Source organism: Arthrobacter crystallopoietes (assembly GCF_017603825.1).
In the GTDB taxonomy this organism is placed as follows: domain Bacteria; phylum Actinomycetota; class Actinomycetes; order Actinomycetales; family Micrococcaceae; genus Crystallibacter; species Crystallibacter crystallopoietes_B.
In genome coordinates this window covers 2573383-2594071 of sequence record NZ_CP072014.1, presented here as the reverse complement: position 1 = coordinate 2594071, position 20689 = coordinate 2573383, and the positions used below count along the sequence as shown (strand labels likewise).

Annotated in this window: 19 protein-coding genes and 2 pseudogenes; 11 read left to right on the top strand and 10 right to left on the bottom strand. The window is 65.5% G+C overall.

Features of this window, described 5'->3' with window-relative positions; genetic code table 11:
• The first annotated feature begins 303 nt into the window (after positions 1-303).
• Positions 304-729, top strand: a complete 426-nt coding sequence (locus J5251_RS11980) for a hypothetical protein (RefSeq protein ID WP_139005862.1) — start codon at positions 304-306, stop codon at positions 727-729.
• Here J5251_RS11980 and J5251_RS11975 read toward each other — a convergent pair.
• The 3 genes from J5251_RS11975 to J5251_RS11965 form a co-directional block, all read right to left on the bottom strand.
• Complete coding sequence (locus J5251_RS11975; protein WP_171059405.1) at positions 726-2816, bottom strand: transglycosylase domain-containing protein; 2091 nt, start codon at positions 2814-2816, stop codon at positions 726-728. The two genes, J5251_RS11980 and J5251_RS11975, sit on opposite strands and share 4 nt — an antisense overlap.
• An 86-nt stretch (positions 2817-2902) precedes the next feature.
• The gene (locus J5251_RS11970) at positions 2903-4228 is read right to left on the bottom strand and encodes a DUF2254 domain-containing protein (protein ID WP_139005863.1); all 1326 of its coding nucleotides are present in this window, start codon (positions 4226-4228) and stop codon (positions 2903-2905) included.
• Positions 4229-4258: 30 nt separating this feature from the next.
• Entirely contained in the window at positions 4259-4819 is a 561-nt protein-coding gene (locus J5251_RS11965) for a hypothetical protein (protein WP_205676826.1), read from the bottom strand.
• A 234-nt stretch (positions 4820-5053) separates the two neighbouring features.
• Between J5251_RS11965 and J5251_RS11960 the strand changes: the two genes are divergently transcribed.
• The gene (locus J5251_RS11960; RefSeq protein ID WP_139005864.1) at positions 5054-5557 is read left to right on the top strand and encodes a hypothetical protein; all 504 of its coding nucleotides are present in this window, start codon (positions 5054-5056) and stop codon (positions 5555-5557) included.
• A 29-nt stretch (positions 5558-5586) separates the two neighbouring features.
• Here J5251_RS11960 and J5251_RS11955 read toward each other — a convergent pair whose 3' ends face one another.
• Positions 5587-5937, bottom strand: a complete 351-nt coding sequence (locus J5251_RS11955) for a hypothetical protein (RefSeq protein WP_208574108.1) — start codon at positions 5935-5937, stop codon at positions 5587-5589.
• An 872-nt stretch (positions 5938-6809) separates the two neighbouring features.
• Between J5251_RS11955 and J5251_RS11950 the strand changes: the two genes are divergently transcribed.
• A complete protein-coding gene (locus tag J5251_RS11950) occupies positions 6810-8384 on the top strand; it encodes a GAF domain-containing protein (protein ID WP_139005866.1) in 1575 nt (524 codons plus the stop codon).
• On the opposite strand, the gene J5251_RS11945 is transcribed toward J5251_RS11950, so the two are convergent.
• Entirely contained in the window at positions 8381-9073 is a 693-nt protein-coding gene (locus tag J5251_RS11945; RefSeq protein ID WP_139005918.1) for a response regulator transcription factor, read from the bottom strand. The genes J5251_RS11950 and J5251_RS11945 overlap by 4 nt on opposite strands.
• 219 nt (positions 9074-9292) lie before the next feature.
• Between J5251_RS11945 and J5251_RS11940 the strand changes: the two genes are divergently transcribed.
• Complete coding sequence (locus J5251_RS11940; protein ID WP_139005867.1) at positions 9293-9640, top strand: hypothetical protein; 348 nt, start codon at positions 9293-9295, stop codon at positions 9638-9640.
• A gap of 25 nt (positions 9641-9665) precedes the next feature.
• Here the strand turns inward: J5251_RS11940 and J5251_RS11935 are convergent, their stop codons facing one another.
• Entirely contained in the window at positions 9666-10220 is a 555-nt protein-coding gene (locus J5251_RS11935; protein WP_139005868.1) for a hypothetical protein, read from the bottom strand.
• Between the two features lie 73 nt (positions 10221-10293).
• Positions 10294-10755, bottom strand: coding sequence for a MarR family winged helix-turn-helix transcriptional regulator (locus J5251_RS11930; protein WP_171059406.1), 462 nt, complete (start codon positions 10753-10755; stop codon positions 10294-10296).
• Positions 10756-10880: 125 nt separating this feature from the next.
• On the opposite strand from J5251_RS11930, the gene J5251_RS11925 reads away from it, so the two are divergent.
• The 4 genes from J5251_RS11925 to J5251_RS11910 all read left to right on the top strand — a co-directional run bounded on the left by J5251_RS11925 (position 10881) and on the right by J5251_RS11910 (position 15366).
• Positions 10881-12707 carry an ABC transporter ATP-binding protein gene (locus J5251_RS11925; protein WP_240793129.1) on the top strand — a complete coding sequence of 609 codons (1827 nt, stop codon included), beginning with the start codon at positions 10881-10883 and terminating at the stop codon, positions 12705-12707.
• A 36-nt stretch (positions 12708-12743) separates the two neighbouring features.
• Positions 12744-12896: a hypothetical protein gene (locus J5251_RS11920; protein WP_171059407.1), complete on the top strand. Its 153-nt coding sequence runs from the start codon at positions 12744-12746 to the stop codon at positions 12894-12896.
• A gap of 93 nt (positions 12897-12989) precedes the next feature.
• Complete coding sequence (locus J5251_RS11915) at positions 12990-13430, top strand: Hsp20/alpha crystallin family protein (RefSeq protein WP_139005870.1); 441 nt, start codon at positions 12990-12992, stop codon at positions 13428-13430.
• Positions 13431-13689: 259 nt separating this feature from the next.
• Positions 13690-15366: a RecQ family ATP-dependent DNA helicase gene (locus J5251_RS11910; RefSeq protein WP_276608394.1), complete on the top strand. Its 1677-nt coding sequence runs from the start codon at positions 13690-13692 to the stop codon at positions 15364-15366.
• 52 nt (positions 15367-15418) lie between these two features.
• On the opposite strand, the gene J5251_RS11905 is transcribed toward J5251_RS11910, so the two are convergent.
• Positions 15419-16705 (bottom strand): alanine racemase, encoded by a 1287-nt coding sequence (locus J5251_RS11905; protein ID WP_244250644.1) that lies wholly within the window; start codon positions 16703-16705, stop codon positions 15419-15421.
• 162 nt (positions 16706-16867) lie between these two features.
• Between J5251_RS11905 and J5251_RS11900 the strand changes: the two are divergent.
• Positions 16868-17122, top strand: a pseudogene (locus J5251_RS11900) (polyphosphate kinase 2); the annotation flags it as partial.
• Between the two features lie 2 nt (positions 17123-17124).
• On the opposite strand, the pseudogene J5251_RS11895 reads toward J5251_RS11900, so the two are convergent.
• Positions 17125-17724: pseudogene (locus J5251_RS11895) on the bottom strand (polyphosphate kinase 2); the annotation flags it as partial.
• A 120-nt stretch (positions 17725-17844) separates the two neighbouring features.
• Between J5251_RS11895 and J5251_RS11890 the strand changes: the two are divergent.
• Together J5251_RS11890 and J5251_RS11885 are read left to right on the top strand one after the other, a co-directional pair.
• Positions 17845-18342 carry a GNAT family N-acetyltransferase gene (locus J5251_RS11890; protein WP_139005872.1) on the top strand — a complete coding sequence of 166 codons (498 nt, stop codon included), beginning with the start codon at positions 17845-17847 and terminating at the stop codon, positions 18340-18342.
• Positions 18343-18397: 55 nt separating this feature from the next.
• Positions 18398-19606: an MFS transporter gene (locus J5251_RS11885; RefSeq protein ID WP_208574107.1), complete on the top strand. Its 1209-nt coding sequence runs from the start codon at positions 18398-18400 to the stop codon at positions 19604-19606.
• Here J5251_RS11885 and J5251_RS11880 read toward each other — a convergent pair.
• Entirely contained in the window at positions 19603-20625 is a 1023-nt protein-coding gene (locus J5251_RS11880; RefSeq protein WP_139005874.1) for a LacI family DNA-binding transcriptional regulator, read from the bottom strand. The genes J5251_RS11885 and J5251_RS11880 overlap by 4 nt on opposite strands.
• Positions 20626-20689 lie beyond the last annotated feature (64 nt).

The following is a 20689-nucleotide window of genomic DNA, read 5'->3' as shown; positions in this document are numbered from 1 at the left end:
AAGAGGTCGGTCGAGGCCCTGGACCTGCACTCCCGGACGGAGTGCGGACCGGTCTTCCGGTTGAGGATTGCGGTCTTGGTCACAGACTATGGGAGGCAACGGGGTCTCGTCAGTGTGCAAGCGCACAGGAACCGATAGCAGTCTATGTGCCGCTGACAAGGGCTTTTTCTCCCCCTCGCCCGGTGCGGAAGGGACGGATAAAATGGCGGAACAAGTGACCCAGTGCGCTCCGGCCCAGCCGACCAAGCCTTCTTAGGCGACCTCCCCGAATACCCGCTCTTTGTCGCATCGGACTTTCCCATCATGAAAACCCTGTCACGCGCTTTGGCTGCGGCCGGAGCCGCCGCACTCCTGACCGCCTTTTCCGTCGCCGCACCCGCGAGCGCAGCCGGCACCATCACCGCTCCCGACGAAGGCGAACTTCTCGGTAACGGCGCAGCTGTCACCTTGTCCATCACCTACGAATGCGACACCGGGCAGAATGCGAACGTCTTCGCCGAAATCGCCCAGGCCGTCGACGATGACCGTGTCGCCACAGGCAACGGGTTCGCCGCTCCGGTCGACTGCACCGGCGCCGAGCAAAGCGTGGAAGTATCCGTGCTGGCGTCCGGCGGCTTCTTCGCGTTTACGGAAGGGACCGCCGTCGCCCGGATCTTCCTGGCCACCTGCACTGTGGGAGCCTGCGAGCAGGTGACTGCAACCGCGGAACTGGAGCTGGTGGATGATTAGCGCATGCTGAAGGGAATCTCGCCGAAGTCCCCGGTCTCGTAGAGCGGAGCCACTTCGCGCATGTACTCGGTCCACTGCGCCCCGGCGATGGTGGAGCCATCAACATAGTCGCGGACCACGCCGTTGATCGGGACATAGTTCAGCGACGAGTAGGACGTCCAGTTGCCCACCCAGGACGCGGTGGAAATGCCCTTGGTGTAGCCAACGGTCCAAGTCTGTTCAGAGAGGTCGGTGGTGCCGGTCTTGGCTGCGGCCGGCACGCCGATGGGCGAGATGTTGCCCGGCATCTCCTGTACCAGGTCCTGCAGCGGCTTGCTGATGGCTGCCGCCACACCGGGTGCCAGGACCTGCTCGCACCCCGGTTCCGGGATCTCGTAGCTCTTGCCTTCGGAGTCGGTGACCTCTGTCAGGGCGATCGGCTCGCAGTACTCTCCCCCGCTGGCGAAGGTGGCGAACGCGGCGGCCATGGTCAATGGAGAGACTTCCTGCCCGCCGATCACGAAGGACGGGTTGTTCACGACCATCGGTTCACCGTCCACCGCGCGGTGCACGCCCAGTTTGCTGTAGACGTCGCGGATTTCGCACAGGTCCAGCGCTGCAGCCTGGGCCGCGGTCGCTGAGTTGACCGACGAGGTCAACCCCTCGCTCACGGTCATCGGGCGGTCGTAGCCTGGCAGCGCGTTCTTGAAATCCCACTCGCTGAAGTACGCGGTGGCCGGCAGACAGCTAGCCGTCCAGTTGTACCCGCCGGGATAGTAGGTCCGGCTGGCATCCACCACGTCGCTAAGCGCGTTCCCGGCCTCGAGCCATGCGATGGTGGTGAACGGCTTGACGGTCGAGCCCGGCTGGAAGCCATACGGCGTTCCGCCCATGTCCGGATCCACGTTGAAGTTCAGCTCTGTGTTGCCCTCGCCTGCCTCGGGCGTGTAGTTGGTGTTCTGCGCCATCGCGAGGATCTTCCCTGTGCCCGGTTCAACCGACACCATGGCTGAGCCGGCGCCGGACCCATCGCCCACCGGAACCTGCTCCTCGATCTGTTCCTGCGCTTCCTCCTGCAGGCGCGAGTCCAAGGTGGTCTGGATCTTGAGGCCGCCGCGGGCCAGCAGCTTGGCGCGCTCGGCGGCATCTGCTCCAAAAGAGTCGGACTGCATCACAAGGTTTTCCACGTAGTTGCAGAAATAGGCGGCGAACTCGGCCCCCACGCAGCCCGACTGCACCGGCTGCAGGTCAATCTCCAGATCCGATGCGACGGCGTCGTCGTACTCTTTCTGGGTGATCTTTCCATTGCGCAGCATTGCACCCAGGACAGTATCCCGGCGTTCCTTGGTTGCCTCCGGGTTGGTGACCGGGTTGAAGTAGTTTGGCGACTGCACCATGCCGGCGAGCATGGCGGACTGCGCTATGTTCAGCTCGGCGGCCGGAATCCCGAAATAGGTTTGCGCCGCGGCCTCCACACCGTAGGTCTGGCCGCTGAACAGGACAATGTTCAGGTACCCCTGCAGGATTTCCTCTTTCGAGTACTCCCGTTCGACGGCGATGGCCAACTTGGCTTCACGCAGCTTGTCCGTGATGTTCTTGGTGCCGCTGATGGTCAGCTCATCGGCACTCTTGCCCTCTTCAACGCCGTTGTCGATCAGCACGTTGTTCACGTACTGCATGGTCAGCGTGGATGCTCCCTGCAGGCTGCCGCCGGCGAGGTTGCTGGCCGCGGCGCGCATGATGCCCTGCAGGTCCACGCCGTTGTGCTCGTAGTAGCGCGAGTCCTCGATGGAGACGATGGCATCCTGCATGTGCTGCGACACCTTGTCCAGGGTCACCGGCACTCGGTTCTCCGCATAGAAGGTGGCAATGACCTCGCCGTCCGCGGAGTAGATGGTGGACGGCTCGTCCATGGGATTGGTCTCAAGATCGCTCGGCAGCTGGTCGAAAATGTCCACCGAAGTGTTAGCCCCCGCTGCGGCTACGGCGACCGATGGCACGAGCAGACCCGCCGTCAGGACGCCGCACAGCACGCTCACGCCGAAGAAGAGGGCAAGTTTGCCCAGCTTCGTCGATCTGTCCAGCAAAGGAGTTTTGTGAATGCGCATGCCTTTAACTGTAAGGTGCAATCCTGACAGATTGCTTCGAGAAAGCAACCACTGTGGATTGCAATCCGAGAACGACGTCGGGACGTTCAGTTTGCGAGCAGGGCGGCCGCTTCGTTCGCGGCCTGCATGAGGCGGTTGCGCTCATTCCCCTCGAGCGAGGCCGCGTCAATGGCATCGCGCAGCTGTTCCAGCTGCAGTGCGAGGGCGGCACGGTAGCGCCCGTCCTTGTCGCACCAAGCTACTTCCCGCAGCAGCTCGATCAACCGGGCGGCCACCATCGGATCCTTGGCGCCGTACAGGCGCGGCTGGCTGACGGCCAGGTCCAGCAGCTCCTCGATGCCCGGCAGCGCGAGCACCACGCGGACGCCGCCGTCGTCGTCGGTCATCATGCGCGGTCCCGGATTCCGGTCCACCAGGGCGCAGAGCAGGCTGGACAGGTGGCCCAGAACATGGATCGCGGTGGTCGGGTCGTTGATCCCCGGGGACAGCGCGCGGACCGCCACATCCACCAGCTGGCGGAAGCCGAACGCCACATCCTGCACGTTGGTGCGCTCGAAACCAGTGGCCACAGCATCGTTCACCAGTTCCCCCAGCTCAGCGGCTTCCTCTGCACTAAGTGCGCCGCCGGAACCGGTCTTCCAGGCGCGGGCAAAGGGCACTCCTTCGATCAGCGAGCTGCCCGGTTCCCGGTCGATCCGCACCACCGTTCCGGTCTCCCGCGCCGCCTGCAGCAGCGCTTCTTCGTCGATGCTGGTCAGGAAGCCCGAGCGGGCGGACATGATGGGAATGCTGCCCGGGGCCGGCTCCGGTTCCTGCGGCTGGGGCGGGACGCCAACGGGAAAGATCCGGTCCATGGTGACCTTGGTTTCCTCGTGCACGTTGCGCATCATGGTCTCCACCCGGATCTCGCGCGTCAGGTGCGCCAAGAACAGGACCAGCCCCATCACGCTGGCCAGCGACAGCACAAACGAAACGGTGACGGAGATTTCCGGGACAAACGGCCCGTCTTCGTCCTGCTGGGTCCGGACGCTCCGCAGCACGGTCAGCGCGAAGACGAACGTTGCCAGGAACAACGCGAGCGTCACGTGCACAAACCGGTCGCGCGTGAACGTGCGCAGCAGCCGCGGGGAGAACTGGCTGCTGGCCAACTGCAGCGTGACCACCGTGAGGGAAAAGGTCAGCGAGGTGACGGTGATGAGCGACCCGGAAATGGCCTCCAGCACCGAACGCGCCGCTTCCGGCCCGCCGCCGAACAGCAAGGCTGTCACTGCCGGCGGCAGGCTGTCGTCAACGGCGGCATCAAGGCGAGGCAGGAAGATGCCAAGTCCCACCGAGACAACGACGGCGATCGCCGGCACCGGCCATAACTGGGTCCGCAGGGCGTCCCGGATGCGTTCGCTGCGCCTCTTCATGCCCTCATTCTGCCCCAGCCCGGGCTCCTGTCACCGGGACGGGTTCATATCCACATTCACTGCCATGATGTAGGGCTCCTGGTCCCAGCCGGCATAGAGCGGGTCGTCGAGGTCCGCGCCGAGGTCGTCCTCGACGTACGGCAGGTCCAGCACGGTGTGGACTATGCCTTTGACCTGCACAGGTTCGCCTGGCTTGAGGTCGGCCAGGTCGCCGTCGTAAATCACCAGCAGCGGCTCAACCGCTGTATCCTCGGTGCCGGCGATGGTGAAGGCCTCAGGCGCCACCACCTCGTTCACGTCGGCCGAGACCGTGACGGTCTGCCCTTCGAGCGAGTCCAGTTCGTCGACGAACTTCTGGTCATACAGCCCCTCATAAGGGCCGCCGGGTACCGACGGCGACGCCGAGCGCGGTGCCTCGGCGCCCAAGGGATCGTCGGCCGCCTCCTGAACGTCCTCAACGTCGACCCCGCTCTCGGGTCCCGACGTTCCGCAGCCGGCCAGGCCAAGTGACGCGAAAACCAGGGCGCCCGGAACCCCCAGACGGACCATCCAGCTCCTGGATTGCTCATTTTTGGACTGATGAATAGACATGGTCCTGCTCCTTCGGTGTGCAGTTCATTGAGCTGTTTTCACCGTAGGAACACGCCTTAAGGGAGGTCAACCGTCGTGACGGAACCGGAACGAGGGAACACGCGGCGTTATCTACCCGTTCTGCGTCCGCGCCCGGCCGGTTACGATCCGGTCAATTCCGTTGCCCGGATTGATCAGTGTGCTTACGTTGGGAATATAGGTACCTGTTGGACGACCAGCGTTAGGACCCCCATCATGAGAAAATCAGGCATCCCCCTGCGGCATCTGATCGCCGTGCTGGCGGCTCTCGCCATGGCCTTCACGCTCTCAAGCTGCGCAGAAACGGACGTGGAAGAAACAGATCCGGTGGCCAACGGGGTCGATGCGGACATTGGAAACATGCAGGTGCGGAGCTTGCTGATCGTCGCCGCGGCCGAAGGCCAGCCGGGCCGACTGCTGGGCACGCTCTCCAACACGGCCGACGAGCCCACAGAGGTCACCATCGCGGATGCAAATAGTGAAGTGACGGTATCGGTCGATGGCGGCACGGACTATGGCTTCGACACAAACCCCCACCAGCTCCCGACCGTCACCGAACCACCGGGCGCGCGCGTACCGGTCACCGTCACCGTCGGGTCCGAGAGTACTGAACTGCTGGTCCCGGTCTTCGACGGCACACTGGAACCCTACCGCCAGTACCTGCCGCCGGGTGCTCCGTCGCCCAGCGCCTCTGAGACGGCCTCGGACCCGGCCTCTTAGCCGCCGTCGCCCTGGCGCCTGGCAAATATCTAAGCTGCCAGGGGCTCCAGCACCTGCAACCGGCATTCGGAATGCAGCGGGTCTGACTTCTCCGGCAGGCAGCCACGCTCTACCGCGGTCTGCAGATCCGCCAGCGCTTCGGCACCGGCGTGAGCCTTGGACAGATCGACAACTATTTCCATGCCGGGCACTAGCGCGTTGGTACGCCGGGCAATGGCGTAGAGGGCCTTGAGGTTTTGGATCGTCACCGTTCCGCCCACCTGGATCCGTGCGGACTGCATTGTGGTGTCCAAACGCACCAGCACCTTGAGTTTCCGGCTCGCAGTGCCGGCGAATCCGCTCTGGTCCGCAGCATTGCGTAGTAGCTGTGTTGTTGTCATACCCGTCCTTCTGAGATTCCCGGGGAACTGCTGATGGCTGCCGTGGACCGCCGATTGCCTAGGCGGTCCACGGCTGCATTTCCGTACTGGGACCCCGGGCGCCTTTGCTCGGGGTCCCAGTACGGAATCGGGATTGCCACTTACGTGGTGCGGCCAGTCCCCCCCTGCTGGCTCCCGATATGCACCTCCTACAGACTCCCGTGCCCCGGCCATTGCCAATAGGGCCCAAAGTCCCGCCATCGGGTCAGGCGTACCAAAACCACCCCGGCGGCTCCCAGTCCGAGGGAACATCATGGCCGCTGAATTGCCCGCATTTGAGGCAGCTGTAACTGGCTTCGGCTGAGGTAAGACCGGTCCCGGGCTGCAGCCGGGGCGGAACGAACTCCTCAATAATCAGATACTGGTCCGAGCGGCAGGTCTCGCAGAAAGGCAGTTCCGGCCCGGTACCGATCGTGGGAACCGCTGTTGCCGCTTCATCATCTTGCCAGGCGGGTAGAACCATAAGGGGTTGCCTCCGGTCTTGCTCAAGACTTGTGCCGGACGTCATTGTTCCGGCGCAGCAGCTGTCAGAAGCCGCATGAGCAAGAGTCTGCCCTACCGATCTTGGAAAGAGGAGGGCCTTTCGTCCCCCAATTGTTACAAAGGAGCAAGAATCCGCTGATCAAACCATTCAACCCGCGCCACGGCGGTCGGTTGCCTCGTTGAAGACCCACCGACAGCCCGGTCCGGGGCCTGCGGGAGCTTGACGCGTGTTGCCCTCGGCAACTTAGATAGCAGTCCATAGCTTTAGCACAACAGCCGGGCTGCAGAGTACGAACATCGGTTGGGGGACGTATGGGGATTCCTGGTTCACCGGATGAAGGTAGGACCGGATGAAGCATCTGCTCGCGGCCGTGATGGCAGTCGCCGAAGACCTGAGTCTGGAAACTGTCCTGCACCGGGTAGTGGAATCGGCCTGCCAATTGGTGGATGCCCAGTACGGCGCGCTGGGGGTTGCCGGTGAAGACGGCACCTCGCTGAGCCACTTCATCACGGTCGGCATCGACGAGGAAGAACACCACCGCATCGGGGACCTGCCAACCGGGCACGGCGTGCTCGGGCTGCTGCTGCGCGAACCCGTGGCACTGCGGCTCAACCCGCTGAGCGGACACGCGGACGCCCATGGCTTTCCGCCCAACCATCCGCCGATGCAGTCATTCCTCGGGGTACCGATCCGCGTCCGCGGCGCAGTCTTCGGCAGCCTGTACCTGACGGAGAAGAAGGGCGGCGGCAGCTTCACCGTCCGGGACGAGGAATTCGTCTCCACCCTTGCCGCGGCCGCAGGCGTGGCGATACAAAATGCCCGCTTGTTCGAGGCCTTGAGACGCCGCGAGCAATGGCTGCAGGCGTCGATGGAACTGAGCATGCGGCTACCCTCCAAGTCCCAGGACCCGCGCGATCTGATCGTCGACCATGCACTGGCACCGGCCGGGGCCGCGCTGGCGGTCTTCGCCACCCCTGCCCAGGACGGGATGATCGCCCGGTGCGAAGCTGCCGCAGGCGCGCGTGCGGGGGAAGTTGTCCGACAGAGCGTCCCGGTCTCGCTCACCGCCCTCCACTCCGTGCTGGAGACCGGAAAGCCCGTGCTGTGCGAAGCGGCAGATCTGGTGGACCCGGAAAAAGCGGAGGGGCTGGGGGCCGCGCTGGTGGCCCGGCTGTCCCCGCGCGGCGGCGAACCCAGCCTGCTGGTGCTCTGCCGGGAGGCCGGGGCCGACGGTTTCCATCCCGTTGATCTGGACATGGCCGAGATCTTCTGCACACATGCTTCACTCACCATGGAACTGGCACAGGGCCAGAGGCTGCGTGAACAGCTGGTGCTCTTTGCCGACCGGGACCGCATTGCCAGGGACTTGCACGACGTCGTGATCCAGCGTTTGTTTGCCGCCGGCCTGAACCTGCAAAGCCTGCGCCGGTACACCATGGACGACAGTGCGCAAGAGCGAATCTCCGACGTCACCCGGGAACTCGACGAAGCCATCCGCGAGCTGCGCGACACCATCTACTCCCTGCGTGCCGATGCCCAGGAGGAAGTACTCAGCAGCAGGATTGTCCGGGCTGTGCAGGAAGGTACCCGCGCGTCGGCCTTCACCCCCCGGCTTGAAATATCCGGTCCCATCGATTCGGACGTGCCGGACAAGGTGGCCGAACATCTGCTGGCCGTCATCCGGGAAGGGCTCAGCAATGCGGTGCGCCACTCGGATGCGGACCATATCGAGGTCTCCGTGGCAGCTATCGACAAGCGCATCCGCCTGGCCATCGAGGACAACGGCCGCGGCTTCGCCGACCCCCTGCGGCGCAGCGGGCTGGCCAACCTCGAGCAGCGCGCGGAAGAACTCCACGGCACGCTGGAAATCAAGAGCGCCCCGGGAAAGGGAACGAGCTTGGTCTGGACAGCTCCGCTGGCTTAGCCGGTCCCGTCCGGCTGCGCTTCGCCGGCGGCCTTGGCCACGAATACCGCCGCCTGCGTCCGGCGTTCGAACCCGAGCTTAGCCAGGATGGAGGACACGTAGTTCTTGACCGTCTTCTCGGCCAGGAACAGCTGGTCGCCGATCTGCCGGTTGGTCAAGCCCTCGCCGATCAGCGCCAAAATGCGCAGCTCCTGCGGGCTCAGTGCCTCCAGCCGGGGATCCGCCGCCTCGGGCCGGGCCAGGCCCTGCAGGATCCGGGCCTTCAGGTCCGGTTCGAAAAGCGACTCCCCGTTGGCGGCCTTGCGCAGCTCCGCCACAAGATCTGTTCCGACGATCTGCTTGAGCACGTAGCCCAGCGCCCCGGCGATGACGGCGCTGCGCAGGGAACGTTCGTCGTCGTAACTTGTCAGAATCACGCACCGCAGCGACGGATCCACCGAGAGCACGTCCCGGCAGACCTCGATCCCGGTGCCGTCCGGCAACCGCGCATCGAGAATGGACACGTCAGGGCGCAGGACCGGAATCAGACCCGTTGCCTCCCGCGCCGATCCTGACTGTCCAATGACCTCGAAGCCCTCGCCCTCCAGCAGGTCCTGGAGGCCGCGCCTGACCAGCTCGTGGTCATCGAGAATAAAAACCTTGATGGTGCCCTCCGCCGAATCCGGCTGAGCGCGCGCTGCTTCGTCCACCTGTTCCCCAATCACGATGGCACCCCCATGTGCTCGGTCATATGGTCCGGTCCCCTAGTTCATTGTTACCGGATCCACCCGATTCTCCAAGTGGCGAAGGTCCCTGGGGAAATGTGATCGAAACGCTATCTGGCTAGGACATTCGGAGCAGGCCCGCCCCATAGGATGGAAAAAACACTCCCATCCGACGTCCGGCTTGCCCGGCTGAAAGTCGAGTTGATGAATCCCCCGGCTGAAAACGCCCCTTACCCCCGCCGGCGCGACATCCGCAGCGGTGCTGCGGATCCGGTACCCCCAACCGGCATGATCCCCGTGGTTCCGTTGCCGACCAAGCTGTCCGTACCGGCCCAGCCGGCCCTGCCCGCCCGCAAGGAACTGCGGACCGGGATGATTCAGATCGTTCCACCCGCACAGGGCCAGCCCTCCTCGGAAACGCGCTACGTTCCGGCGCCAAAACCAGAATCAACGACGGCGGACCCGGCCTCGCACCGTAAGCCGCTCTGGATCGCCGGCGGCGCCGCCGTGGTGGTGGGGCTCCTCGCCGCGACGTTCCTCTTCTGGCTCTGACGCTTCTGGCTGCACCCGCTGGCTGCTAGGGCCGGGCCTGCCCGGGTCTGCACCTTCCCACGAAGCGGGCGATCGCCACGGCAGACAGGGTTGCCAGGATGGGGATGAGGACAAGCGGACCTACTCCTGCCAGTCCATTGGCGGCGGCCAGCAACCCCATCAAGCCGATCCAGCACAGCACTGCCGCGTAGGCCGTGACCACCGCAAGGCCGTTGAAGAAGCGGGAGTCGCTGGCCAGGTACCGGCCGAATGCCGTCCGGGGACCGGGCCGCCGGTGCTGCTGCCGCCCAGCGGCCTTGCGGTGCTGGCCCGTCGGCGCCTTCCGGTGCCGGCCTTCTGCAGAGACGGCAACCGGCTCTCTCAGCCAGAGCCACCAGGCTGCGTATAGTCCTGCGCTGAACAGCACGGGGAAGAACAATATATGCGGTATCGCATAGACAAGGGCAGGCACCGCGGCCAGCAGGGCGATGGCTCCGAACCAACACAGGCCCACGCCGTAAACTCCGATGACCACGAGGGTTCTTCTGGCGCCGCGGCTGAGTGCCGGACGCTCTACGGGGATGAGTTCCTGGCTGGACATATCCGCTCCGCTGCGAGACTGGACGAACTGGTGCTCTTTCCATCACAGCACGGTCAGCCCGTGTTGGCGAGACCTACTGGGCGCTGTTCTCGGACGCCCGGTCGGCGGTCAGGGCGGCGTCTTCTTCGCTCCGCAGGAGCCGGCCCAAGGTGGCCGCTAGCTCGGCGCGCTCCTCGTGGGCCAGGACCGCGAAGAACTTCTCGGCCTGCTCCAGCTGCGCGGCACGAATGGCCTCGGACAGCTCGCGGCCGGCGTCGGTCAGGGTGACAACGGTGGCACGGCGGTCGGCCGGATCCGGCTGGCGCACGCACCAGCCCCGCTCCTGCAGTCCGTCCACGACTTCGGTGGCGGAGCGCGGAACAATGTGGAGGCGTTCGGAGAGCTCCCCCAGCCGCAGCTGGCCGTGGCGCCTGAGCATTCCCAGTGCCCGCGACTGTGATGGTGCAACATCCCACGGCGCTAGCGCGTCCCGGGAGAGGTGCCGCAGCCGCCGGGCTACGGCCCAAAAAGAATCCAGCAGGTTTTCATCAGCCACGGGAATAGACTATCAGCGGTAGCAGTTGTACCCTCATAGTGAGGTTACCTCAGCAATTCTGCTGGTCCCTTAGTCATCAACCGGCCGTCCACCAGAACGGCCTGGCACCCCTCCAGAGAAACGGGGTGGTTCCCACGGAATCCATCAATACCATTAGCTTCGGCTCCGGCGGCGGCCGGGGCGGCGGACCGGACCGCGCGCCCTCCGCTGCCGAACGCGACCAGGCACAGCACGTTTCGCTGCGGCGTATCGCGGCGCTGTTCCGCCCCTACCGCTGGCAGCTCACGCTGGTCACCGCCATTATCATCGCGTCCTCCGTGGTCTCGATGGCCTCGCCCTTCCTGCTGCGCGCCGTCATCGACACCGCGCTGCCCGAGCAGGACGTCCGGCTGCTGGTTTTCCTAACCGCCGGCATGCTGGCCGTCGCCGTCATCACGGCCGCTTTCGGCGTGGTTCAGACCTGGATCAGCACCCGGATCGGGCAGGAGGTGATGCACCGGCTGCGCTCGGACGTGTTCGCGCACCTGCAGCGCCAGTCCATCGGCTTCTTCACCCGCACCCGCGGCGGCGAAGTGCAGTCCCGCATCACCAACGACATCGGCGGCATGCAGACGGTGGTCACCTCCACTGCCACGAGCATCGCGGCCAACCTGACCACTGTGGTGGCCACCGCCGTCGCCATGGTGGCCCTGTCCTGGCAGCTGAGCCTGGTCTCGCTGCTGGTGATGCCACCGGCCGTGATCCTTACCCGCAAGGTCGCAACCATGCGGCGCGAAATCACCACCCGCAAGCAGCGCGAGCTGGCGAACATGAACGTCACCATCGAAGAGTCCCTCTCCGTCAGCGGCATCCAGCTCAGCAAGACTCTGGGCACCGGACCGGCGCTGGCCGCCCGCTTCACCGAGTCCTCAGGCCGGCTGACCGATCTGGAACTGCGCTCCGAACTCGCCGGCCGCTGGCGCATGGCCACCATGAGCATCATCTTCGCGGCCGTCCCCGCCGTCATCTACCTGGCCGCGGGCCTGCCTGCCACCGCCGCGAACATGACCATCGGTACCGTGGTGGCGTTCACCGCGCTGCAGAGCGGACTGTTCCGGCCCCTGATGGGACTGCTGAACGTCGGCATCACACTGACCAGCTCGCTGGCCCTGTTCGCGCGCATCTTTGAGTACCTCGACCTGCCGGTGGAGATCAAGGACCCCGCCTCCCCCGCCGTCGTTGTTCCTGCCGATCTCAAGGGTCACGTGCGGTTCGAGGACGTCAGCTTCAGCTACCCGGGCAGCGGACTTCCCGCGATCGACGGCGTGAGCCTGGACGTCCCGGCCGGCACTACCCTGGCGCTGGTGGGGCAGACCGGTTCGGGCAAGAGCACGCTCGCTTCCATGGCCGCCCGGCTTCATGATCCCGCTGCCGGCCGCATCACGATCGATGGCGTGGACATCCGCACCATGGCGCTGGCGGACCTGGCCTCGGTGGTCGGCATGGTCAGCCAGGACACCTACCTGCTGCACACCACCGTGCGCGAAAACCTGCGCTATGCCAAGCCGGATGCCACCGACGAACAGATCGAACAGGCCGCCCGCGACGCGCAGATCCACGAGCACATCATGGCGCTGCCGGACGGCTACGACACCATAGTCGGCTCCCGCGGCCACCGCTTCTCCGGCGGCGAAAAGCAGCGCATCGCGATCGCCCGGACGCTGCTGCGCAACCCCCAGGTGCTCATCCTCGACGAGGCCACCAGCGCGCTGGACACCCGGACCGAGCGAGCCGTGCAGGAAGCCTTCGACCGGCTGGCGCAGGGGCGGACCACCATCACCATCGCGCACCGGCTCTCCACCGTCCGCAACGCTGACCAGATTGCAGTGCTCGACGGCGGACGGATCGTTGAGACCGGGACGCACCATACCCTGGTGGAAGAAAACGGCCGTTACGCCGCGCTGGCTGCCTGAGCCGGTCGGGGCGAGTGGCTGCGTCATACTGGGAGCATGAAGCAATTGCTCACCGTCCTCGTGATTGCGGCCATTGTCCTGCTGGTGCTGGGCATCGCCGTCCAGGCCGTGAAGTTCCTGCTCTACGTGGGCTTGGCCGTGCTGGTGGTCTCCGGCGCCGTCCTGCTGCTGACGCGCGAACAGGACTGACTCCGGGCTCCCTCCTCACAACCGGGACTTTGTCCCTTGTCATCGAATTCTTCCGGTGGGAATCTGTAAAAAACCCATTGAAAGGACATGGCCATGGCTGAGCTCAGCAAGAGGCATCCCTTCGACGCCCGCAGGTCCCCCGGCGAACTGCTGGAACCGCTCCGTCGCCTCTTCGATACGGAAATGGAGTCCTCGTCCGGCATCCGGGTCGAGGAGTTTGTGGACGGCCAGACGATGGTGGTGCGGGCCGAGCTGCCGGGCATCGACCCGGACCAGGATGTGGACGTTTCCGTGTCGGACGGCGTCCTGCACATCAAAGCCGAGCGCCGGGAACAGACCGAGCACCGGGACAAGGACGGTTACCGCTCGGAGTTCAGGTACGGCTCATTCACCCGCGACGTCACGCTGCCCAATGGCGTTAACCCGGATGACATCAACGCCACGTACCGCGACGGCGTGCTGGAAGTCCGGACGCCGATGCCGCCCAAGCCTGCTGGAACTCCACCGCGCAGGGTGCAAATCAACCGCGGGTGAATTAAGAATGCGAAGACCCCCGCCAGTCTCGGAGCGGGGGTCTTCGGGGCGTCCCGGACGGATGAATGGGGGAAAGCATCCGGTCCGGAAGCGGCCAATATCTTGGGGGAAGATAATCGCGGCCAGCTGTGCCGTGTACAGTCTGCCAACTCACCGCACACTTTGGTGAATCGTTTGTTACAACACGTGTAATATTCAACGTCCGGCCCAATTTTGCCCTATTTCCCCATCCCGGTCGATCACGGGAGAAGATCGAGAAGTGGCAAACGTAGAACAAGACATTTCAGAACGGCCGACGACGGAACAGCTGCGGGACATCGCGGAGCATTCCTTCGGCATGGAGACCCTTCGCGAGGGCCAGCTCGAAGCCATGGAAGCAGCCGTTGGCGGCAGGGACGTTCTCGCCGTCATGCCCACCGGGCACGGAAAGTCGGCCGTGTATCAGGTGCCCGGCATGGCAATGGCGGGCACCGCCGTCGTTGTTTCGCCCCTTCTGGCACTCCAGCGCGACCAGGTGGAGGCCATCAACGCGGACCTGCAGGCGGAACGGGCCTTCGCCATCAACTCGCAGGTACGTGCCAAGGCAGAGCGTTCCGCGTGGGAGGCGATGGAGAACGGGGAGGCGAAGTTCATTTTCCTGGCGCCGGAGCAGCTGGCCCGCGAGGAGACCATGGCGCGGCTCGCCAAGCAGGACATCAGCCTGTTTGTAGTGGACGAGGCGCACTGCATCTCATCGTGGGGGCACGACTTCCGACCGGACTATCTCACGTTGACCGCAGTGGTGAAGCGGCTGGGCCATCCGCCGGTGATCGCACTGACCGCCACTGCCTCCCCGCAGACCCGCAACGAGATCGTGGACCGGCTGGGCATGCGCGATCCGCACATCTATGTGCACAGTTTTGACCGCCCCAACCTGAACCTTAGCGTGCAGCGCCACCACGAGGAACGCGGCAAGCGGGACGCTGTGCTGGACCAACTCGCGGAGCTCCAGGGGCCGGGTCTGCTCTACGCCGCCACGCGCAAGGACACCGAGTTCTACGCGGCGGAGCTCGCCGGGCGCGGGCTGCGGGCGGATGCCTACCACGCAGGCCGCAAGGCCTCCGAGCGCGCGGCCATCCATGAGCGCTTCCACGCCAACGAGGTGGACGTCGTGGTGGCCACCACCGCGTTCGGCATGGGTATCGACAAGCCGGACGTGCGGTTTGTCGTGCACGCGGACATCACCGACTCGCTGGACAGCTACTACCAGGAGATCGGTCGGGCAGGACGGGACGGCGAGCCCGCCCGCGCCGTGCTGCACTACCGCTCCGAGGACCTGGGGATGCAGCAGTTCTTTGTCGGCGGCACTCCGGCGGAAGAGGACCTGGCCGCGGTGTTCGAGGCCGTCCGGGACCACTCCCCCATCCGCGCCGCCGGGCTGCGCGAACACACCGGCCTGACCCCGCGGAAACAGACGCGGGTGCTGAATCTGCTTGAGCACAGCGGCAGTATCGCGGTGAACCGCAGGGGCTACCGCGCCGTCGGCTCCATCAGCACCGAGGAAGCCGTGGAGCAGGCGCTGGCCGAATCCGAGTCCCGGCGGCTGATCGACAAGTCGCGCATCGAAATGGCGCGCGGCTATGCCGAGACGAACACCTGCCGGCGGGACTGGCTGCTCAATTACTTCGGCGAGGAGACTGACGGCTACTGCGGCAACTGCGACAACTGCGAAGAGGGCTCTAAGGCTGAGGCCGAGGCGCACGAGGCTGCGATGCCGGAGGGCTACGAGATCCAGCGGCCGGTCACGCACCGCGAGTGGGGCCACGGGATTGTCATGGGCACCCAGCCGGACCGTATCACCGTGCTCTTCGACTCCGTGGGCTACCGGGACCTGGCATTGAAAGTCATCGAGGAAGATGAAGGTCTGCTGACGTCCGACGGCGGCGGCGCGGCTTAATCCCACGGGTCCCCGTTCCGCAAATCCCCCGTTCCGCCGCTCCCCGCCTTGCCTAGAAGAAGGTCTCGATTAGCCGCGTGACCTTGGCGCTGGCTCCGGGCGTGAAGCTCTCCACGGCAGGGATCAGCCGCCATTTGTCGAACATGGTGCACGGGTGCGACAGTCCCAGCACCACCAGGTCCCCCACGGCGGGCTCGGCGCCGTCGGCCGTTCGCAGGAACGAGTGTTGGTCATTCATCCCGCCCACGGTAGCTCCGCGCAGGTCGGAAGTCTGACCCGTTGTCCGGGACACAGCGGTCAGCGGGATCGGGAAACCCTCGTCATAGGGGAAGTCCCGCTTGCCGCCGTCGAGCAGGGCCAGCCCGGGCTCCGGCTGGGACAGCACCCGGCAGACGGCGCGGGCCGCCGGCATCAGGCTTTCGTCACCAGCGGACGCGCGGTCCGGGTCGAAGGGCGACAGCGCATGGTAGATCCCGTGATCATGGATGATGTAAGCGCCGGACCGCAGGACATACCGGGCCGTATCGGACTTCCGTGCTTGCGCGAACAGCTCACTCACGACGTCGGGATAGTTGCTGCCGCCGCAGGTCACCAGCACGTCGCCGTCGTCGTACAAAGGGCTGATCCTCTGGTGCAGCTCCAACAGATCAGAAACGTAACGGTGGAGGAAGTCCAGCGTCGCCTCGTTCCGGTCATGCCCGAGCGCTCCCTCGTAGCCGGCCACCCCTGCCAGCCGCAGGACGGGTGAGGCGTTTACCGCTTCGGCGAGCGCAACTGCCTCGTCCACGCTGCGGCAACCGGTCCGCCCTCCCGGCGCACCCAGCTCCACCAGCACGGACAGCGGACGGGCCAGCGTGACCCCGGCCAGGGCTTCTTCGGCAACGGCGATGGCAGCGGGATTATCCAGCCAGGACCAGATGAAGCACTCCGGATCCTGAAGTTCCCCGGCGACCCAGCGGATGGCGTTCGGGTCCGTGAGCTGGTTGGCCAGCAGGAGCGCATTGAAGGAACGGGCCCGCCCCACCCGCAGCTGGCTCGGATTGGCCACGGTAATACCCGTGGCTCCCGCGTCGAGCTGCTGCTGCCATAGCTCCGGCGCCATGGTGGTCTTGCCGTGCGGCATCAGTTCCAGGTCCCGCTCGCCCAGCCAGCCGGCCATGAACGCGACATTGTGCGCCAGGGCTTCCTCGTCCAGCACCAGCATGGGAGTCCAGAAATCCGCCAGGTCCGGACCGGACGCGACGTACTCCTCAACGGTCCGGCCGGCCGCGTCGCCGGGCAACCCCTTGTCATCCGCGCTGATCATCCGGGTCTGCTGTACCTGCTGCTGTGGGTTCAACGTCGCCCCCGCCTTTCGTCGTCGTCGTCGGTCTTTGCCTCCAGCGTAGTAGGCCGACGACGGCGGAGCTCACGTTTGCGGGTCAGTCGCCTACTGCCTCGCGGCCGCGGCGCACAATCAGCGGATCCGGCTCGTAAACTACGGAGCTGTCCTTGTCCTCGTACCAAGTTCTGGTTCTCGGTGACGCGGCACGAACAACGCACCCGTTTCGCGATCCGCCAGATCGACCCGGTGCGCCGCTGGAAGCTCTCGCCGATGGACCTTGCCTCCCTGGACCGGTGGGAGGACTACACCCTGGCGAAGGAAGACACATTCCTGCGCACCGATACGGACCACGCCCCGTGGATCACCATCAAGTCCGATGACAAGAAGCGGGCGCGGGTCAACGCGATGCGCTTTTTCCTCAACCAGTTCGACTAGAGGTGGATGCCGGAATCGACCAGCATCCGTTCGAAGACCGGAGCCTGCCCCATAAAGGTCTCGTACTCCTTGGCACTGCAGAACTCCATCACACGCTCCACGTTGGCCCGGTTGTACCAGGAGCGGTCGAACATCACGATCTCGCCGGCCGTGGGCAGATGGTGGATGTAGCGCTGGAAGTACCACTGGCCCTGTTCGCGGTCGGACGGTTTTCCCAGCGCCACCGTCCGGGCGGCGCGAGGATTCAGATGCTCGGCGAAGCGCTTGATCGTCCCGCCCTTGCCTGCCGCGTCGCGGCCTTCGAAAACGATCACATGCTTGAGGTCATGGTCCTGGCTCCAGTACTGGAACTTCAGCAGCTCCACCTGCAAGCGGTATTTCTCCAGCTCGTATTCTTCCCGTGACATCCGTGCGTCGTACGGGTAGTCATCCCGCCACGTCTCCACTGCCGAACCACCGGGATCAATGAGCTCAGGGTCCTCGCCCTGCCCGCCCCGCACTGAGTAGCCCAGCTCCACCAGTTGGTCGATGGCCTCGCGCAGGTTCTCCCTGACCCAGCCTTGATTCTCAATCGACCAATGTTTGCCGTCCTGAGTCATCCCACCACCCCTTCCGGCTCGCGAATTCACGGCACTCTAACAACGCCGGGTGAACGGTTGGTGAACTCGCTCCACCTGCGGCGCAGGCCGGGCAGCCGCCCCGCGTGATGGAATGAGGGAATGGAGATCCGGCCTTACGCCGAAACCGATGCGCCAGCTACTCTGAGCGTGTTTCTGGCAGCGGTGATGGAAACTGCTGCGGTCCACTACTCGGCGGAGCAGATCGCCGCATGGGCGCGACCCGCCGAACGGGACGTCAACCAATGGAACTTGGCGCGGACGTCGCTCAATACCTACGTGGCCACCATCGGGTTCGAGGTGGCCGGCTTCGCTGACCTCGGAGACGATGGATACATCGACATGATGTTTGTCGCCCCCAGGTTCGGTCGACGCGGCGTCGCCGGCGCCCTGCTGACGCATCTCCACGGCATTGCGTTAATGGCCGGCACGTCGGAGCTGTACACCAATGCGAGCATCACGGCACGGCCGTTCTTCGAGCGGCACGGGTTCACCGTGGTCGCCGAGCAGCACCCCGTCACACTCGGCGTAGAGATGACCAATTACAAAATGACGCTCCCGCTCCAGAACGGTCAAGGCACTACCACGCCAAATCCATGACTGCGCCTGACCTGCAAGATGGTTCGCCGCAAGACCGATCTGGAAGACTGATTGGATGAGGAGTTCCCGCGGCTTCATCGCCGCCCTGATCGTGCTCTGCCAAAGCTCCCAGTCCTTGGCGTATGCGGGCATCGCGCTGTTCCTGCCCCTGATCCGGACCGAGCTGGGGCTGACCTTCACTCAGTCCGGCCTCTTCGCCATCGCGACCACCGCCACCTACGCGGCCATGCAGATGCCGGCCGGTTACCTGGCCGACCGCTTCGGCGCCAAGCGGGTCTTCCTGATCGGCACGCTCGGCGTGAACCTGACCGCCCTGGGCTTTGCGCTGCTGCCCAGTTTCGGTTGGCTGCTGCTGGACCAGGCCGTTTCCGGGGTGTTCCGCTCGCTGATGTTCGCCCCGGGCATGGTGCTGATGGCCCGGCAATTCCCGCCTGAGCGCCGCGCCACCGCGATGGGCTTGTTCGTGGCACTGGGCTTCACCTCCAACATTTTCCTCAATACCCTGGGCCCGATCCTCGTGGGGCCCCTGGGCTGGCGCAATCTGTTCCTGATTTTCGCCGCGCTGGGTCTGCTCTTCCTGGTCGTCTACTGGAAAACGCCCGAGGCGCCCGGCACCGCACAGGACACCCGGCCCGTCCGCCTGCACGAGTTGGCCGCATTGATGAAGGAGCGGATCCTGTGGCTCTGCGGAGGCATCCAGTTTGTCCGCCTGGCGGTCACGGGCGGCACCGCGATGTGGCTGCCCACCTACCTCGTGGCGGACAAGGGCATGTCGCTGCAGGCCGCGGGGCTGGTCCTCGCCGCCGGCGCGCTGCTCTCGGCTCCGGCGAACTTCCTCGGCGGCTACATCGCCGACCGCTTCAACCGCCCGGTCGCGGTCATCGCCGCTGCCCTGGTGCTGATCAGCGGCACGCTGCTGCTGATCGTCCAGGCCCAGTCCCCCGCCGCCCTGCTGGTCCTGGTGGCGGTCAACCAGTTCCTGGTGCAGATCTATTTCGGTCCGCTGTTCGACATCCCGGTCCGCGCGCTCGGCCGCGAATTCGCCGGCACCATCAGCGGCTTCTCCAACTTCTGGGCCAACGTCGGCGCACTGGCCTCGCTGTACCTGCTCGGCTCCGCCAAGGACACGCTCGGCTCGTTCGACGCCGGATTCTTCCTCCTGGCCGGACTCTGCGCCACGGCCCTCCTCCTGGCAGTGCCCGTGTCGCGTGACCTCACCAGGCGAACGACGACGACGGCGCCAGGTTCCGTCACGGCACCCTAGACGCGCGCGGGAGCCGGTCCGGTGGTGGCGCGCACCACCAGTAGCGGCTGATGCACCAGGCCGGAAGGCTCCTCGGAAGCAAGCCGGGCCGCCGCACAGGCCACGGCGGCTTCTGCCAGCCGCGGGGCCTCCTGGCTGACCGTGGTCAGCTGCACGTGGCTGAGGCGGGAAAGCTGGCTGTCGTCGTACCCCGCCACGGAAAGATCCGCTGGCACCTTTAGGCCGGCCCGCCGGACGGCCTCGAGTACCCCGAGGGCGCAGCGGTCGTTGAAGGCGACGATGGCATCCGGAGGCGGACCTGCGAGCAGCTCGCCGGCGGCACGGATGCCGTCTTCTTCGTGTGCTCCCCCGTTGACCACCCGGATCGAGGAACCGAACCCGAATTCCCGCATGGCTGCCTCGTAGGCCGTCCGGCGTTCGGAAGCGGCAACAGCAGCAGCCCCGTCAACATGCGCGATATCGCGGTGGCCCAGGGACACCAGGTGCTCCACGGCTGCGCGGACCCCGGCGCCGTCGTCGCTGCGGACCACGTCCACGCCCTCGGCCGCCACGGGACTGAGCAGACTGACCACCGGCACTCTGTGCGCGTACGCTGCCAGCTCCACGGAAGCGGAGGACGGGGAGATCATCAACGCGGCCTCGATGCCCGCATCCAAAAGCGACTCCACGGCCCGGGACTCCGGCCGTCGCTCGCCCACGGCGCTGAGGGCCACCTCGAAACCGGCGGCCTCGGCCGCAGCGTAGATGGATTCGACAATCTCGCCATGGAACGGCTCGGACACGGTGAAGGTGACGCCGAGCAGACGGGTCCGGCTGCTGCGCAGCAGGCGGGCACGCGAATCCGGCCGGTAGCCCAGCTCGCGGGCCACCTCGAGCACGCGCTGCCTGGTCGCCTGTCCCGCCCCTTCGGCACCACGCATCACAATCGAAGCCAGGGCGCGCGAGACTCCCGCGGCCGCCGCCACATCAGCCAAGGTGGTTCTGCGGGGGGTTGTCCCCGCGGACCGCTCACGCTCCATTGCTCCTCTTCCGGTTGGTTCGAATCCTCGACCCCGAAACTGATACTAGATCGATCTAGACAGC

Excerpts from the sequence above, each read along its gene's own strand:
- J5251_RS11980 (WP_139005862.1), top strand. The coding sequence starts at position 304 with ATGAAAACCCTGTCACGCGCTTTGGCTGCGGCCGGAGCCGCCGCACTC.
- J5251_RS11975 (WP_171059405.1), bottom strand. The coding sequence starts at position 2,816 with ATGCGCATTCACAAAACTCCTTTGCTGGACAGATCGACGAAGCTGGGC.
- J5251_RS11970 (WP_139005863.1), bottom strand. The coding sequence starts at position 4,228 with ATGAAGAGGCGCAGCGAACGCATCCGGGACGCCCTGCGGACCCAGTTA.
- J5251_RS11965 (WP_205676826.1), bottom strand. The coding sequence starts at position 4,819 with ATGTCTATTCATCAGTCCAAAAATGAGCAATCCAGGAGCTGGATGGTC.
- J5251_RS11960 (WP_139005864.1), top strand. The coding sequence starts at position 5,054 with ATGAGAAAATCAGGCATCCCCCTGCGGCATCTGATCGCCGTGCTGGCG.
- J5251_RS11955 (WP_208574108.1), bottom strand. The coding sequence starts at position 5,937 with ATGACAACAACACAGCTACTACGCAATGCTGCGGACCAGAGCGGATTC.
- J5251_RS11950 (WP_139005866.1), top strand. The coding sequence starts at position 6,810 with ATGAAGCATCTGCTCGCGGCCGTGATGGCAGTCGCCGAAGACCTGAGT.
- J5251_RS11940 (WP_139005867.1), top strand. The coding sequence starts at position 9,293 with ATGAATCCCCCGGCTGAAAACGCCCCTTACCCCCGCCGGCGCGACATC.
- J5251_RS11935 (WP_139005868.1), bottom strand. The coding sequence starts at position 10,220 with ATGTCCAGCCAGGAACTCATCCCCGTAGAGCGTCCGGCACTCAGCCGC.
- J5251_RS11920 (WP_171059407.1), top strand. The coding sequence starts at position 12,744 with ATGAAGCAATTGCTCACCGTCCTCGTGATTGCGGCCATTGTCCTGCTG.
- J5251_RS11915 (WP_139005870.1), top strand. The coding sequence starts at position 12,990 with ATGGCTGAGCTCAGCAAGAGGCATCCCTTCGACGCCCGCAGGTCCCCC.
- J5251_RS11890 (WP_139005872.1), top strand. The coding sequence starts at position 17,845 with ATGGAGATCCGGCCTTACGCCGAAACCGATGCGCCAGCTACTCTGAGC.
- J5251_RS11885 (WP_208574107.1), top strand. The coding sequence starts at position 18,398 with ATGAGGAGTTCCCGCGGCTTCATCGCCGCCCTGATCGTGCTCTGCCAA.
- J5251_RS11880 (WP_139005874.1), bottom strand. The coding sequence starts at position 20,625 with ATGGAGCGTGAGCGGTCCGCGGGGACAACCCCCCGCAGAACCACCTTG.